The 13,602-nt window shown below is 74.6% G+C and carries 14 protein-coding genes and 1 pseudogene; 8 read left to right on the top strand and 7 right to left on the bottom strand.

Annotated elements, in window-relative coordinates:
- Positions 1–112: 112 nt before the first annotated feature.
- On the bottom strand, positions 113–1,309 hold the full coding sequence (locus D7M15_RS08250; protein ID WP_121516892.1) for a GntR family transcriptional regulator: 1,197 nt from the start codon (positions 1,307–1,309) through the stop codon (positions 113–115).
- Positions 1,310–1,448: 139 nt separating this feature from the next.
- On the opposite strand from D7M15_RS08250, the gene D7M15_RS08245 reads away from it, so the two are divergent.
- The 6 genes from D7M15_RS08245 (at position 1,449) to D7M15_RS08220 (ending at position 8,354) form a co-directional block, all read left to right on the top strand.
- Positions 1,449–2,483 carry an NAD-dependent epimerase/dehydratase family protein gene (locus D7M15_RS08245; RefSeq protein ID WP_121516891.1) on the top strand — a complete coding sequence of 345 codons (1,035 nt, stop codon included), beginning with the start codon at positions 1,449–1,451 and terminating at the stop codon, positions 2,481–2,483.
- Positions 2,483–3,553 carry a dihydrodipicolinate synthase family protein gene (locus D7M15_RS08240; protein WP_121516890.1) on the top strand — a complete coding sequence of 357 codons (1,071 nt, stop codon included), beginning with the start codon at positions 2,483–2,485 and terminating at the stop codon, positions 3,551–3,553. The genes D7M15_RS08245 and D7M15_RS08240 overlap by 1 nt, the downstream gene beginning before the upstream one ends.
- A 140-nt stretch (positions 3,554–3,693) precedes the next feature.
- Positions 3,694–4,623: a polysaccharide lyase gene (locus D7M15_RS08235; protein WP_121516889.1), complete on the top strand. Its 930-nt coding sequence runs from the start codon at positions 3,694–3,696 to the stop codon at positions 4,621–4,623.
- Between the two features lie 158 nt (positions 4,624–4,781).
- Positions 4,782–6,584 (top strand): glycoside hydrolase family 20 zincin-like fold domain-containing protein, encoded by a 1,803-nt coding sequence (locus tag D7M15_RS08230; RefSeq protein ID WP_121520433.1) that lies wholly within the window; start codon positions 4,782–4,784, stop codon positions 6,582–6,584.
- Positions 6,585–6,646: 62 nt separating this feature from the next.
- Complete coding sequence (locus tag D7M15_RS08225) at positions 6,647–7,672, top strand: acyltransferase domain-containing protein (protein ID WP_121516888.1); 1,026 nt, start codon at positions 6,647–6,649, stop codon at positions 7,670–7,672.
- A gap of 31 nt (positions 7,673–7,703) precedes the next feature.
- Positions 7,704–8,354 carry a hypothetical protein gene (locus tag D7M15_RS08220; RefSeq protein ID WP_121516887.1) on the top strand — a complete coding sequence of 217 codons (651 nt, stop codon included), beginning with the start codon at positions 7,704–7,706 and terminating at the stop codon, positions 8,352–8,354.
- Positions 8,355–8,400: 46 nt separating this feature from the next.
- On the opposite strand, the gene D7M15_RS08215 is transcribed toward D7M15_RS08220, so the two are convergent.
- Positions 8,401–9,306: a zinc-binding dehydrogenase gene (locus D7M15_RS08215; RefSeq protein WP_121516886.1), complete on the bottom strand. Its 906-nt coding sequence runs from the start codon at positions 9,304–9,306 to the stop codon at positions 8,401–8,403.
- Positions 9,307–9,426: 120 nt separating this feature from the next.
- Positions 9,427–9,662: pseudogene (locus D7M15_RS28940) on the bottom strand (GNAT family N-acetyltransferase); the annotation flags it as partial.
- Between D7M15_RS28940 and D7M15_RS08205 the strand changes: the two are divergent.
- Together D7M15_RS08205 and D7M15_RS08200 are read left to right on the top strand one after the other, a co-directional pair.
- A complete protein-coding gene (locus tag D7M15_RS08205) occupies positions 9,658–9,942 on the top strand; it encodes a hypothetical protein (RefSeq protein ID WP_121516885.1) in 285 nt (94 codons plus the stop codon). The pseudogene D7M15_RS28940 and the gene D7M15_RS08205 overlap by 5 nt on opposite strands.
- On the top strand, positions 9,891–10,124 hold the full coding sequence (locus D7M15_RS08200; protein ID WP_121516884.1) for a delta-aminolevulinic acid dehydratase: 234 nt from the start codon (positions 9,891–9,893) through the stop codon (positions 10,122–10,124). Before D7M15_RS08205 ends, D7M15_RS08200 begins: the two co-directional genes overlap by 52 nt.
- Here D7M15_RS08200 and hemC read toward each other — a convergent pair.
- The 4 genes from hemC to D7M15_RS08180 form a co-directional block, all read right to left on the bottom strand.
- A complete protein-coding gene (gene hemC / locus D7M15_RS08195) occupies positions 10,117–10,902 on the bottom strand; it encodes a hydroxymethylbilane synthase (protein WP_240649186.1) in 786 nt (261 codons plus the stop codon). The genes D7M15_RS08200 and hemC overlap by 8 nt on opposite strands.
- Positions 10,903–11,026: 124 nt before the next feature.
- Entirely contained in the window at positions 11,027–11,794 is a 768-nt protein-coding gene (locus D7M15_RS08190; RefSeq protein ID WP_121516882.1) for a VOC family protein, read from the bottom strand.
- Between the two features lie 59 nt (positions 11,795–11,853).
- The gene (locus D7M15_RS08185; protein WP_121516881.1) at positions 11,854–12,780 is read right to left on the bottom strand and encodes a MerR family transcriptional regulator; all 927 of its coding nucleotides are present in this window, start codon (positions 12,778–12,780) and stop codon (positions 11,854–11,856) included.
- 155 nt (positions 12,781–12,935) lie between these two features.
- The gene (locus D7M15_RS08180) at positions 12,936–13,541 is read right to left on the bottom strand and encodes a TetR/AcrR family transcriptional regulator (protein ID WP_121516880.1); all 606 of its coding nucleotides are present in this window, start codon (positions 13,539–13,541) and stop codon (positions 12,936–12,938) included.
- Positions 13,542–13,602: the final 61 nt, after the last annotated feature.

Genomic DNA, 13,602 nt, shown 5'->3' with positions numbered 1-13,602 from the left:
CGTTGGGCTGGGTGAGTACGGCGTCGGCGTGGCGGTGGGCCGTACGGGGGCGGGCGCGCGCGGAGCCCCGCCCCGCCGGGTGTCCGGCTGCCGGGGCCGCTGCCGGGCGCCCTCATGCCGGGACCACCCGCCGGCCCCCGGCGGTGCGCGCGCCGCGCGGCCCACCCCGGGCCGAGGGCCGTCCCGCCTCCCCCTCCCGGGCCGCGCCGCAGGAGGCGCGCACCACCAGCCGGGGCTGCAACCGCACCTGCTCGACGGGCGCGTCCGGCCCCTCGTCCAGCCGCCGCAGCAGCAACTCCGCCGCCCGCGCGCCCACTTCGGCCTTCGGCGGCGACATCGCCGTCAGCGGCACGTCCCCGACGTCCGCGACCTCGTCGTCGTACGCCACCACCGCCACGTCCCCCGGCACGCCCAACCCGTGGCGCCGCGCCTGCACGGCGAACGCGGCGGCGTCCCGGTCGCCGTGGCAGAAGACGGCCGTCACACCCGTCGCGGCGCACCGCCGCGCGTACTCCGCCAGGTCCTCCGCCGTCCACCGCTCGTGCCGGGCCACGGCCTCCTCCGGCACCTCGACGCCGAGCAGCTCGGCGGCGTCGTGGAAGCCGCAGGTGACGATCTCCGAGGTGCCGGAACGGAGTTGACCGAGGTGGCCGAAGCGCCGGTGCCCCAGCGTCCGCAGGTGCCGTACGGCGCGGCAGACGCCGCCCGCGTGGTCGGTGACGACGTACGGCGTGGCGTCGTCGGGCGCGGGCGCGGTCGGGCGGCGCTCCACCAGCACGTGGGGTACGGGGAGTTCGCGCAGCCGGTCCACGTACGCCTGCGGGTCGTCGAGCAGGTGCAGGTTCGGCGTGAGCAGCAGGCCCTCGACGCCGGAGTCGAGAAGGGCGCGGAGTTCGCGTTCCTCGGCGGCCGTGTCGTACTCGGACGACGCCAGGACGACGCCCGCGCCCGCCGCGCGCAGCACACGTCGGATTCCGTCGACGACGCGCGGATAGTAGTAGGTCGTCGAGGGCACCAGAACGCCGATCAGCCGCTGTCCGTGGGCCGTTGGGGAATCCGGCGGCGGCGGGGGGAGCACGAACGTGCCCGCGCCCTGGCGGCGTTCGACGAGGCCGTCCGCGACGAGTTCGCCGACGGCGCGGCGCAGCGTGTTCACGCTGACCGCGAGCGTGTCCGCGAGGTCGCGCTCGACGGGCAGTCGCGCCCCGGCGGCCCAGATCCCGTCCGAGATCTCCTGCCGCAGACGCTCCGCGATGTGCAGGTATTTGGGGCCGCGAAGGAATGAATTTCGCTGCTCTGCCGATTTCATGCCGAGGAGATTGCAGGATTCAATCCCTTGCGTCAAGGCTTTCCCAATGCTTTTCTGGCTCCTGCTGAATCACCGTCGCACTCGACCCCATGAATTCATTCCGTAAAAGGGAATGAATTCTGAATTCGCGAGGTCACCCATGCAGCAGCTCCCGTCCACCGTGCCGGACCTGGAGGACGAACTCTCCCGCCCCGGAACGGAGTTGGTCGCCGACGCCGCCCACTGGCCCGGCGACGTCGTGCTCCTGGGCGCCGGGGGGAAGACCGGCGCGGGCATCGCCGCCATGGCCCGCCGCGCCCTGGACGCGGCGGGCCGTACGGACACCGCCGTGCTCGCCGTCTCCCGCTGGTCCGACGAGGCCGGGCGGGCCCGCCTCGAAGCCCGCGGCGTCCGCACCCAGCGGGCCGACCTCGCGGACCCCGCCGCGGTCGCCGCCCTCCCGGACGCGGCCGTCGTCGTCCACCTCGTCGGCGCGAAGTTCGGCACGTCCGACGCCCCCGAGCACGCCTGGATGACCAACACCGTGCTGCCCGCGTACGTCGCCGCGCGCTACCCCGCCGCCCGTACGGTCGCCCTCTCCACCGGCAACGTCTACGGCATGACCGCGCCCGTCACCGGCGGCAGCACCGAGACCGACGCGCCCCGCCCGCACGGCGACTACGCCGTCACCTGCCACGGCCGCGAACAGGTCTTCCGGCACGCCGCCCGCACCCGCGGCACCCCGGTGGCGCTGATCCGCCTCAACTACGCCTGCGAGCCCCGCTACGGCGTCCTCGCGGACCTCGCCCGTACGCTGCGCGCGGGCGAGCCGGTGGACGCGGGCGCCGGAGCCGTGAACGTCGTCTGGCAGCGCTACGCCAACGAGGTCGTGCTCCGCAGCGTCCGACACGCCGCCCCGGGAACGCCGTTCACCCTGAACCTCACCGGCCCCGAGGCCGCGGGCATCCGTACGCTCGCCCGCCGCCTGGCGGAACTCCTCGACGTGGAGGCCCGGTTCACCGGCACCGACCCGGAGACCAGCCTCCTCAGTGACGCGTCGCGCTGCCACGCGCTGTTCGGCTACCCGGACGTGACGCTCGGTCAGCTCCTCGAACTCCAGGCGCGCTGGCTGCGCGACGGCGGCGAGGTCTGGGACAAGCCCACCCGGTTCGAGCGCCGTGACGGGCGCTTCTGATGTCCGCCGCGCGCCTCGACCCCGCGACCGCCGCCCTGCTCCGGAACGGCACGGTCGTCCCCGCGCACCCGCTCGCCCTCGACGCCGGGCGCCGCCTCGACGAACGCCGTCAGCGCGCCCTCACCCGCTACCACGTGGACGCGGGCGCGGGCGGCGTGGCCGTCGGCGTCCACACCACCCAGTTCGCCATCCGGGAGCACGGCCTGTTCCGGCCCGTACTGGAGCTGGCCGCCGAGGAGTTGGACGCGGCGGGCACCCGCGACCGCCCGTTCGTACGGATCGCGGGCGCCGCCGGTCCCGTACGGCAGGCCGTCGCGGAGGCGGAGTGCGCGCGGGACCTCGGCTACGACGCCATGCTCGTCTCGCCGGGCGGCCTGCCGGACACGGACCTCGACGGGCTCCTCGACCGCACCGCCGCCGTGGGCGAGGTGCTGCCCGTCGTCGGCTTCTACCTCCAGGAGGCGGTCGGCGGCCGGTACCTGCCGCGCGCGTTCTGGCGGCGGCTCGCGGACCAGGAGTCGACGGTCGCGGCGAAGATCGCCCCCTTCGACCGCTACCGCACCCTCGAAGCCGTCCAGGGCGTCGCCGAGTCCGACCGCGGCGCCGACGTCGCCCTCTACACCGGCAACGACGACGCCATCGTCGACGACCTCCTCACCCCGTACCACGTCCGCGACGCCACGGGCCGCCCCGTCGTCCGCCACTTCGTGGGCGGGCTGCTCGGCCACTGGGCGGTGTGGACCCGTTCCGCCGTACGCCTCCTCGCGGACGCGCACGCCGCGCGCGCGGGCGACACGGCCGCCCGGGACCGGGCGCTCGCCCGGCGCGCGGGCGACACCGACGCGAACGCGGCGGTGTACGACGTGCGCGGCGGCTTCGCCGGGTGCGTCGCCGGGGTGCACGAGGTGCTGCGGCGGCAGGGACTGCTCGCCGGGACCTGGTGCCTGGACCCGGACGAGGACCTCTCGCCGGGGCAGCGCGGGGAGATCGCGCGTGTGCACACCGGCTACGCGTGGCTGCGGGAGGAGGACGCGTTCGTGGCGCGCGGACTGCCGCGCTGGCTGACCTGACGCCGCCGGGTCACCGGGCCGCCCTGGACACCGCTCCCGTACGCGCCACCCGTCCCGTACGTACCGCCACCTCCGTACGCACCACCCACCCCAGACTCACCGGACACCCACCCCCACCCCTTACGAAACGAGGTATCACCGTGAAGTCCAGGACCGTACTGCTCAGCGCCGCGGCCGCCGCCGCGCTGCTCGCGCCCGTCGCCGTGTACCCGCAGCTCGCCTCCGGCTCCCCGGCCGACGGCGCCGATCCGGCGGCCTCCCGCCAGGCCGCGTCGTACCAGGACAACACCTTCGAACGCCCGGCCGCCGGCGCCCCGTACACCCTCCCCGAGTGGACCGAGGACGGCTGGACCGCGCCCTGGTCGCTCGGTATGGACGAGCGGACGCGGATCGACGACTCCACCCCGGCGCACGGCGGGGACAAGTCCCTGCGCGTGCTCTACCCCGAGGGGAAGATCGGGCCCGAGGACTCCGGCGCGCAGGCCCCGTTCGAGCTGGACGGCTCCCGCGAGTACTACGTGTCCATGTGGATCAGGTTCGCCGAGGACTTCAGCTGGGGCACCACGCAGTACGCGGGCAAGGTCGGCATCGGCCTCGCGGGCGGCGCCTCCTGCTCCGGCGGCCAGACCTGCGACGGCACGAACGGCTTCAGCTCCCGCTTCATCTGGCGCCGCGCGGACGGCGAAGCGGCGCTGTACTACTACCACATGGACAAGCAGGACACGTACGGCGACTACGTCGCGATGGAGCGCGGCGGCGAGGTCATCCGCTGGCCGAAGGGCGAGTGGGTGAACGTCGTCCAGCGCGTCAAGGTCAACACCGTCACCGACGGGCAGGCCAACCCGGACGGCGAGATCGAGGTGTTCTACAACGGCGAGTCCGCCGCGAAGGTCGACGGGCTGCGCTTCGTCAGCAACGACGACCAGGTGGACAAGGCGTACTTCGACAGCTTCGCGGGCGGCGCCACGACCGAGTTCGCGCCGCGGAACGACAGCTACATCTGGTACGACGACGTGAAGGTGTCCACCGACCCCGCGGACATCTGCGAGCTGAGCGACAGCTGTCCCTGATCGGGACGGCCCGACCCGCCCGTGACGGGCCCGTGCCGGGAGGACGCCACCGTCCGCCCGGCACGGCCGCCCGCACCCGCGAACGCCTTCGCCCCCGCCCGTACCGCCACCGAGCCCGTACCGCCACCGAGCCCGTACCGACCCAGGAGCCGCAGGCCGTGCCCGTGACCCCCTTCCCCGCCCCCCGCTCGCTGGCGACCGCGCCCGGCGGCGCCCCGTACGACGCGCCCGTCACCGTCACCGCCGATCCTCAACTCCCGCCGCAGGGCTACCGGTTGCGCACCGGCCCCGACGGTGTCGCCGTCACCCACCGCGACGCCGCCGGACTGCGCTACGCCCTCCAGACCCTCGACCAGCTCCGCGCCGCCCCCGACTTCCCGGACACCGGCTACGACATCACCGACCACCCCGACTTCGCCGTACGCGCCTTCCTCCTCGACGTCAGCCGCGACCGCGTCCCCACCCGGCGCACCCTGGAGCGCTGGCTCGGCGTCCTCGCCCTCGCCCGCTTCAACCAGCTGGAGCTGTACGGCGAGCACGCCTACGCCTTCCGCGACCACCAGACCGTCTGGCGCGACGCCTCCCCGCTCACCGCCGACGACCTGCGCTGGCTGGACGCGCGCTGCGCCGCGCACGGCATCGAACTCGTCGCCAACCAGAACACGTTCGGGCACATGGAGCGCTTCCTCGCGCACGACGCGTACGCCCACCGCGCCGAGAACCCCGACGGCTTCGACCGCGGCGGCGTGCGGCGTCCGCCCAGCACCCTCGAACCCACCCCGGAGAACGCCGGGTTCGCCACCTCCCTCGTCGCGGAGGTCGCCGGGCAGCTGCGCGCCCGCCGCGTCAACATCGGCGCCGACGAACCGTTCGAGCTGGGTACGGGACGGTCCCGGGAACGCGTGGCGCGGCTCGGCGCCGGACCGGTCTACTGGGAGTACGTCACCGAGGTCATGCGCCCGTGGCTCGCGGACGGTTGGACCGTGGAGTTCTGGGCCGACGTGTTCGCCGACCACCCCGAGCTGATGGACCGGGTGCCGCCGGGCGCGGTGCCCGTCGTCTGGCAGTACGACGCGCCGTACGCCGCCGCCGACGTCCTCGCCGCCGATGGCGGTGAGCTGCGCGCGTGGCGGCAACTGGGCGCCGACGTCGAGCAGTTGCGCGACGGCTTCCGCGGCCGGGCCCGGCTGCTGCGCGAGGCGGGCGTGCCGTTCTGGGTGGCGCCCGGCGCGGGCAACTGGAACTCGCTCGTCGGCCGCCTCGACAACGCCCTCGCGAACATGGTCGACGCCGCCGAGACCGGCCGCGAGGCGGGCTCCGAGGGCTACCTCCTCACCGCCTGGGGCGACCACGGCATGTGGGAGCCGCCGTCGATCGCCTTCGGGCCCGCCGTCTTCGGCGGCGCGGTCAGCTGGTGCCTGGACACCAACCGGGGACTCGACCTCGCGGACGTCCTCAACTCCCTTGTCCTGCTGGACGGTACGGGTCTCACCGGCGCCGTCCTCGACCGCCTCGGCCGGATCGCCCACGACCTCGGCGTACCGCTCCTCAACGGCTCCCCACTCGCCCGCGCCCTGCGCCCCGACCCGGCGCTGCCGCTGCCCGCCCACCCGGAACCGGCCGCCCTCGACCGTGCCGCCGCCACCCTCGCCCGCTGCCGCCGCGACCTCGCCGCCGCCGACCCGGCGGCGGGCGACGGCGAGGTGCTGCGGCGCGAACTCACCCACGCCGTGGGCCTGTCGGAGTTCGCCGTCGAGCTGCTGCGGGCGCGCGCCGCCGTCCGCGGCGAGGCGGACGACATCGACCCGGCGACCGCCCGGAGGCTGCTGCGGGAGCTGGAACCGCTGCTCGCGGAGCAGCGCGCCTGCTGGCTGCTGCGGGCACGGCCGGGCGGCCTGGACGACAGCGTGGCCCGCTTCGACGGCCTCCGGCACGCGCTGCTGCGGGCGGCGAACCGGTGACGGGCGGGCGGGCCACGGGCGAACGGGCGACGGGCGAATCCCTCGTTCCTGGAGGCGAGTTGGTGCCCGAGACCGACCCCGCCACGGTGGAGCGCAGCGACTGGCTCGCGGCGCTCGGCGCGCGGGCGGCGGAGGACGTACCGCACGGCGGCCCGCCCCCGCCGTCCCCGCCGACCGCCGCCGAACTGGCCGACCGGACGCGCCTGCTCGCCGTACCGGACGTCGACCGGGCCGCCGTCCTCGCCACGTTCCCCGACCCGGCCCGTACGCCCCGGCGCTGGCAGGCACTGCTCCGCTGCCACCGCACCCTGTTCGCGGACGCGGACGCCGACGCGTCCCCGCCGACCGCCGCCGACTGGCCGGACGCGCCACCCGAACTGGGCGCGTACGGCCGCTACTTCTACGTCCACCTCTACCTGCTGGCCCTCCCGTACGCCCTCCGGGAGGCGGCGCGGCGCGGCGTACCGGACGACGTCCTGCGCGCGACCTTCGCGGACCTCGGCGCGAAGCTCACCTCGTACCGGGCGGCGTACGGCACCGGCGGACTCGACCGGCAGACGTGGCTCGTCCGCCACTTCCGGGGGACGCTGCACCGGCTGGGACGGCTCCAGTTCGAGCGGACGGCGCACCGGGCCGCGACCCACGGCGACACCGCCGCGACGGGCGGCCCGGCGGACGGGGCGCCGGTGCTGGCCGTGCACATCCCCGGCGACGGGCCGCTCTCCCCGGACCTGTGCGACGCGTCGTTCCGCGCCGCCCGCCCCTTCCACGCCCGGCACTTCCCCGGCGAGCCGTACGCGTACGCGACGTGCCACTCCTGGCTCCTCGACGAGCAACTCGCCGCGCGCCTCCGCGGGGACGCGAACATCCTCGCGTTCCAGCGCCGCTTCCACCTCCACGGCGACCGGCCGGTGTGCGACGACGACGTGCTGGAGTTCGTCTTCCGTACGCCGCCCCGCGCGACCGCCGACGGCCTCGCGGTCCTCGACACCCTCCCGCGGACGTCCACCCTCCAACGCGTGCTCACCGCGCACCTCCGCGAGGGCCACCACTGGCGCCTGGGCCACGGCTGGCTCCCCCTCCCGTAGCCCCACCCAAGCTGCCCTCTACGCTTCGGCCATGCGAAGGACCGGACCGGAAGCGCCCAGCCCCCACCCGCTGGTACGGGCGTTCCCCCGGCGGCTCGCCGGTGACGTGCGCGCGGTCCTCGCGGTCCTGCCGGAGCTGCGGTACGAGCCGTCGTGGCCCTTCCCGGTGGACGTGGCGGGGGAACCCCTCGCCGTCCCGTACCGCCTCCACTTCGACGAACCACCGGCCGACGCCGTACGCGCGTTGACGGCGACGCGGCAGACGGTGCTGCACTGCCTGTGCTCACGGCACAGCGACGGGTTCGTACGCCAACGCCACCTGGAGCGGATCGTCCGTTCCGACGAGCCGTGGGTCGTGCCGTACGTGGTGCGGCCGGTGGGCGAGTACGTGCTGAACATCCTCGTGGCCGTCGAGCACGGCCTCACCGGCCCGCGCTCCCGCTGGCCCGAACAGCGGGCGGTCTACGGCGAGTTCCTCGCACGCAACCCGGAGTTCCTCGCGCTGACCGAATGTCGCGCGGTGAGCTACTGGTCCTACCACCACCGGCACAAGTACCCCACGTTCGCCACGTATCCGGGCCACCGGCTGCTGGAGCTGCTGCGGGCCGCCGTCGTCGACCGTACGGGCCGACCGTGGCCCCGCCTCACCCCACCGGGCGGAGCGACCCCCGTCCGACGCTGAGCCCCGGACCGGACCGGACCGGACCCGCACCGTTCCGGGCGGTCGGTCAGAGGCGGATGACGACCTTCCCGCGTACGTGGCCGCGCTCGCCGTACGCGTGGGCCTCCGCCGTCCGCTCCAGGGCGTAGGCCCGTTCGACGCGCGGGGTGTAGCGGCCCTCGCGGCCGAGTTCCGCCGCTTCGGCGAGGAGCGCCGGGTCGTTCTCCGCGTTGGCCACGGTGACGCCGAGGCCCGGCGCGTTGGCGTGGTCGGCCACCGTCACCACGCGGGCCGGACCGCCCGCGAGCGCGACGAGGTCGGGGAGGGAGCCGGAGGCGGCGGTGTCCAGCACGAGGTCGACGCCGCCCGGGGCGAGGGCGGCGACCCGTTCCGCCAGCCCGGTGCCGTACGTGGTGGGGACGGCGCCGAGCGACGCGAGGAAGTCGTGGTTGCGCTCACTCGCCGTACCGATCACGGTGGCGCCCCGGGCCACCGCGATCTCGACCGCCGCGCTGCCCACGCCACCGGCGGCGCCCTCGACCAGCAGGGTGCGGCCGTCCAGCGCGCCGAGCGCCGCCAGCCCGCCCATCGCCGTCACGGCCGCGAGCGCGGCGCCACCGGCCTCCTCGTCGGTCCAGGCGTCGGGCGCGGGCGCCCAGGCGGAGAACACGGCGAACTCCGCCGTCGCGCCCGTGACGCCGCCCAACCCGAAGACGCGGTCTCCGACGCCCACTCCCCGTACGCCGTCCCCGACGCCGTCGACCGTACCGACCGCGTCCCGCCCCGGAATCGCGGGCAGCTCGACGGGCAACATCTCGCGCACCGCGCCGGAACGCACCTTCCAGTCAACGGGGTTGACCCCGGCCACCGCCACCCGTACCCGTACCTCCCCGGGCCCGGGGACCGGCTCCGGCGCCTGCTCGACCACGAGGGTCTCCACACCGCCGTACTCGTGATACCGGACTGCGCGCATGACGTTCCGCCTCTCGCCTGTGTGTCGGCGCCACGCCGACACCTGGCACGCTAGAACCTCACACCGGTGTCAGAGGCAAGCCGCGCGGGTCGCGTGCGAGGGAGTCTCTGGCGTGCGGCGCTACGACAGCGGCAGGTCCAGGAGCATGACGGCGAACACCGGCGAGTCGGGGAACGGCTGGTCCTCCCGATCTTCCGGTAACCCCAGGACTCGTACACGGCCTGGACCTTCGGGTGCGTCACGTCCACGAGCAACGCTGCCAGGTGGTCGTCGCGAGCATCCATCAGCGCGCGGTGCAGGCGCTCCGACGTGCCCGTCTTGCGCCACCGTTCACGCACCATCAGTTCGGAGATGCTCGGTACGACCGGGGGCGCGCGGCAGGCACTGGACGAGACGGGTCACGAGGGAGTGTCCGTCATGCCGCACGTCATCTTCTGGTCGAGCCTGTACGACGGGTTCCGCCGCACGATGGGGGCGACTCCCCGGGGAGGGGCCGACCGGGAGTTCCAGATCAACCCGGGTCGCGCCGACCAGTTCGTGGACACCGCCTTACGCATGGAGGCGGACGGCGCGGACATGCTCCTGTGGAGCCCGCGCAGTTCACGGCGGACGTGCTCGCCGCTCTCCGTGGAGTGACCCGCGCGCCGATGTTCCCGTTCCCGGTGTCCGGTGAGTACACGTCCCTGACCCGGGTGGAGCCGGAGACCGGACGGCGGGACGTACGCCTCCTGGTCGAGCTGTTCACGATGCTCAAGCGGGCGGGGGCGAGCGGCAGCGTCACCTACGCGGCTCTCGACATCGCCCGACAGCTCAGCTGACCGCGAGAACCGCCCGTACGGCGTCCAGGATCGTGAGCGCACCCTGGTCGACGAGCGACGCGGCCAGGGCCGCGCCGAGCTTCTCCGGCTCTACTGCCGGGCCGGTCAGGGTTCCCGAGAACTGCTCGGTGCCGTCCAGCGAACTGACCTGACCGAACAGGGTGAGTCGTCCGTCCGGGAGGGTCCTGCCGTACGCGCCGACGGGCACGCTGCACCCGCCGTGCAGTTCGGCGAGGAGCGCGCGTTCGGCCCTGGTCTCGGCGTCGACGGCGAGGTCACCGACCGTGGACAGGATGTCGCGCAACGGGGCCGAGGACGCGTCCGTCCGGACCTGGATCCCCAACGCGCCCTGACCGGGGCTCGGCGGGAACCGGTCGAGCGGCAGCAGCTCGTCGATCGCGTCGTCCAGACCGAGCCGGCGAAGCCCCGAAGCGGCGAGGACGACCGCGTCCAGCCCTTCCGTCTCGATCTTCCTGAGGCGCGGTGGCACATTGCCCCGGATCGGAACGATGTCCAAGTCGGGGCGTACCGCGAGCAGTTGCGCGACGCGCCGGGGCGCACCCGTTCCGACCCTCGCGCCCTTCCGCGGCCCCGCGAGGGTCGAGCCGCACAACGCGTCGCGCACGTCCTCGCGGCCCGGTGGCGGAAGCAGCGTGAGTCCGCCCGGGGTGTCCGTGGGAAGGTCCTTGAGGGAGTGGACGACGACGTCCACGTCGCCACGGGACAGGGCCGCTTCCTGCTCGCTGCTGAACGCCGACCCGCCGCTGACCGCGGACACGTCCGTCAGGAGCGATGTAGGAACTGAACCACGGTGACCAACTCTCCCAGTCCGTACGGATGCCCTCAGGCCATGACCGGGGGCGGCATGGTCATACAGACAACGAGTCGGCTCACCGGGCGGGTCAGTGCGGGGGGCCCAGGACGCAGAACGACTGGCCGTCCGGGGCGCTGAGGCACGTCCACGGGACGTCGCCCTGGCCCACGTCGAGGTCGGTGGCGCCGAGCGCGCGCAGCCGCGCCACCTCGGCGGCCGGGTCGTCCCCGGGGTACGGCAGCAGGTCGAGGTGCACGCGGTCCGGGGCGGTGCGCGGGCCGGGCGTACGGAGGAACTCCAGGTACGGGCCGCCGCCCCCGGCCGCGCGCAGGACGGCCAGGTCGTCGGTCACCTCGCGTACGGGCCAGTCGACGGCCGCGCCCCAGAACCGGGCCGTGGCGCGGGGGTCGGCGCAGTCGACGACGACGGCGGCGACCGGCCCGGTGTCGCGGTACGTCTCGCGGGGTTCCAGTACGCAGAGTTCGTTGCCCTCCGGGTCCGCGAGGACCGTCCACGGCACGCCGCCGCCCCGGGCCCCGCCGCCCTGGCCCACGTCGGCGTGGGTCGCGCCGAGGGCCAGCAGGCGGGCGGTCAACTCGGCCTGGTGGGCGGGGGAGACGGTGGCGAGGTCGAGGTGGAGGCGGTTCTTCGCGTCCGGCTTCGCGTCCGTCACGGGGACGAGATCGAGGCCGAGGACCAGCGGGTGCGGCCAGACGAAGTCGCCGCCGGGTGCCACGTACGTCGTCCCGCCGCGCGTCTCCCGCACCACGTCCCAGCCGAGCGCCGCGGCCCAGAACCGGCCGAGGGCGGGAGGATCGAGGGCCTTGAAGTTCACCTGCACCGGTCGCAGCGCCATGCGCGCGATCGTACGCAGCCGGGTCCGCGTACGGGGGTCCCGGCGGCCTGGTGGGTTCCTCAGGTGGTGGGGGAGTCCCGGGTGGACAGCTCCAGGGACAGTTCCACGCAGCGCCATCGGGCCGCGGAGACGTCGTACGGCATCTTGCCGACCGCTTCGAGCACGCTCATGGAGCCCGGCTCCCGCCGACAGGAGCCGGAGCCGGCCTCGTCGTCATCGCCGTCCTCGGCGGCAACGGGGTGCAGGGTGTCCCAGGCGTCGAAGAGGGCCTCGTCCTCGTCGTCCAGGCCGGACTCCACGATGACGGCTTGCAGGGCGCTCTCGAAGGCGTGCCGCTCGGCGGCCACTCGGGCCACCCGCGGATCGTCGACGGCGACGCTGTCGTCGAGCGCCTCCTCGGCCTCGTCGACGCGGTCGGACCGCTCGCGCAGAGCGGGGTGCCCGGCCAGCGCGATGAAGCGGCTGGCCTGGACGGCCGCGCCGAGCGGGCCGAAGATCCGCTCCGTGACCAGCAGGGTGTCCAGGTCCGTCTGGCGCAGGGAGCCTTCGGGCAGGCCCGTGAGACGGTCGGTGACGAAGTCGGAGAGCAGGCCCATCCGGCTGCCCTCGGCGCGCATCCGCCGTACGGCGGCGCGCTGGCGCCCCAGTTCCGCCTCCTGCTCGGCGAGGTTCTCCTCCAGCCGTTCCAGGACGCCCGCCATCGGCTCCCCGCCGTCCGTACCGGCCGCGTCCGTGTCCGTGCCGGTGTCCGTGGTGAAGGCGGCGCGGATGTCGTCCAGGGCGATCCCGGCGTCGGCCATCCTGCGCAGCCACAGGAGGCGGATCATGTCCTCGTACCCGTAGCGGCGGCGGCCGTCGCCGCCCCGCTCGGGCTCGGGGAGCAGGCCGATCGCGTGGTAGTGGCGGATCGCCCGTGGCGTGCTGCCCGCGAAGGCCGCCGCGTCACCGATCTTGACCTGGCGGGGCGGCCTGAAGGACGTGGACATGGGCGGGGCCTTCCTCGCGGGATCGGGGCGTGGTCCAGCCGACCACATGCCGCTACGGAAGGTGCAACCCGGCGCACACCGCTCCACGCCGGTGGCCGCGCCGGTGGCCACGCCGGTGGCCGCGCCGGTGACCGAGGCGGTGACCGAGGCGGTGGCTAGTGGGCCCCGTCCGTGGGGCGGGTGCGGAGGCCGTCCATGACCAGGTCGAGCAGGCGGGTCGTACGGGGCTGCCAGTCGCCCGTGGGGTCGATCTGCCAGAGCCCGGCGATCGCCAGCATGAGGTCGTCGGAGGTCAGCTCCGGGCGGATGGTGCCCGCGTCCTGGTTGGCGCGGAGCATCAGGTCGAGGGCTTCGACCACCGGGTCGTGCGCCGGTTTGGCGGGCCCGCCCGGACGGCAGGTGGCCTTGCGCAACGCCTCACCGAGACCCGCCTTGGCCATGGCGAAGCGCGCGAGGCCGTCCATCCACTCCCGCAGCGCCCGGTGCGGGGGCAGGGTGGCGAGCAACTCCGGTGCGGCTTCGGCAAGTTGCTGGATGCCGTTGCGGTAGATCTCCAGGACGAGGGCGTCGCGGTTGGGGAAGTTGCGGTAGAAGGTGGCCTGTCCGACGCCCGCCTTGCGCGCGATGGTGCTGAGCGGCGCCTCGGCGTCGCGGGTCAGCTCCTCCAGGGCCACTTCGAGGATGCGTTCGCGGTTGCGCCGGGCGTCGGAGCGGCGCACGGGTGCGTTCTGCTCGTCCCGCTGGCCCTGCTCGCCCGCCATGTGCCCTCCTCGCTCTCGGCTCGCTCCCGCCCGGTGCCGGTGCTCGTGCCGGTGCTCGTCC

The sequence above is a fragment of the Streptomyces sp. Z26 genome, assembly GCF_003665095.1.
Classification (GTDB): domain Bacteria; phylum Actinomycetota; class Actinomycetes; order Streptomycetales; family Streptomycetaceae; genus Streptomyces; species Streptomyces phytohabitans.
The sequence above is the reverse complement of the archived record's forward strand: the minus strand, read 5'-3'. Positions and strand labels throughout refer to the sequence as shown.

Coding starts and splice junctions, on each gene's coding strand:
- D7M15_RS08250 (WP_121516892.1), bottom strand. CDS start 1,309: ATGAAATCGGCAGAGCAGCGAAATTCATTCCTTCGCGGCCCCAAATAC.
- D7M15_RS08245 (WP_121516891.1), top strand. CDS start 1,449: ATGCAGCAGCTCCCGTCCACCGTGCCGGACCTGGAGGACGAACTCTCC.
- D7M15_RS08240 (WP_121516890.1), top strand. CDS start 2,483: ATGTCCGCCGCGCGCCTCGACCCCGCGACCGCCGCCCTGCTCCGGAAC.
- D7M15_RS08220 (WP_121516887.1), top strand. CDS start 7,704: ATGCGAAGGACCGGACCGGAAGCGCCCAGCCCCCACCCGCTGGTACGG.
- D7M15_RS08215 (WP_121516886.1), bottom strand. CDS start 9,306: ATGCGCGCAGTCCGGTATCACGAGTACGGCGGTGTGGAGACCCTCGTG.
- D7M15_RS08205 (WP_121516885.1), top strand. CDS start 9,658: ATGCTCGGTACGACCGGGGGCGCGCGGCAGGCACTGGACGAGACGGGT.
- D7M15_RS08190 (WP_121516882.1), bottom strand. CDS start 11,794: ATGGCGCTGCGACCGGTGCAGGTGAACTTCAAGGCCCTCGATCCTCCC.
- D7M15_RS08185 (WP_121516881.1), bottom strand. CDS start 12,780: ATGTCCACGTCCTTCAGGCCGCCCCGCCAGGTCAAGATCGGTGACGCG.
- D7M15_RS08180 (WP_121516880.1), bottom strand. CDS start 13,541: ATGGCGGGCGAGCAGGGCCAGCGGGACGAGCAGAACGCACCCGTGCGC.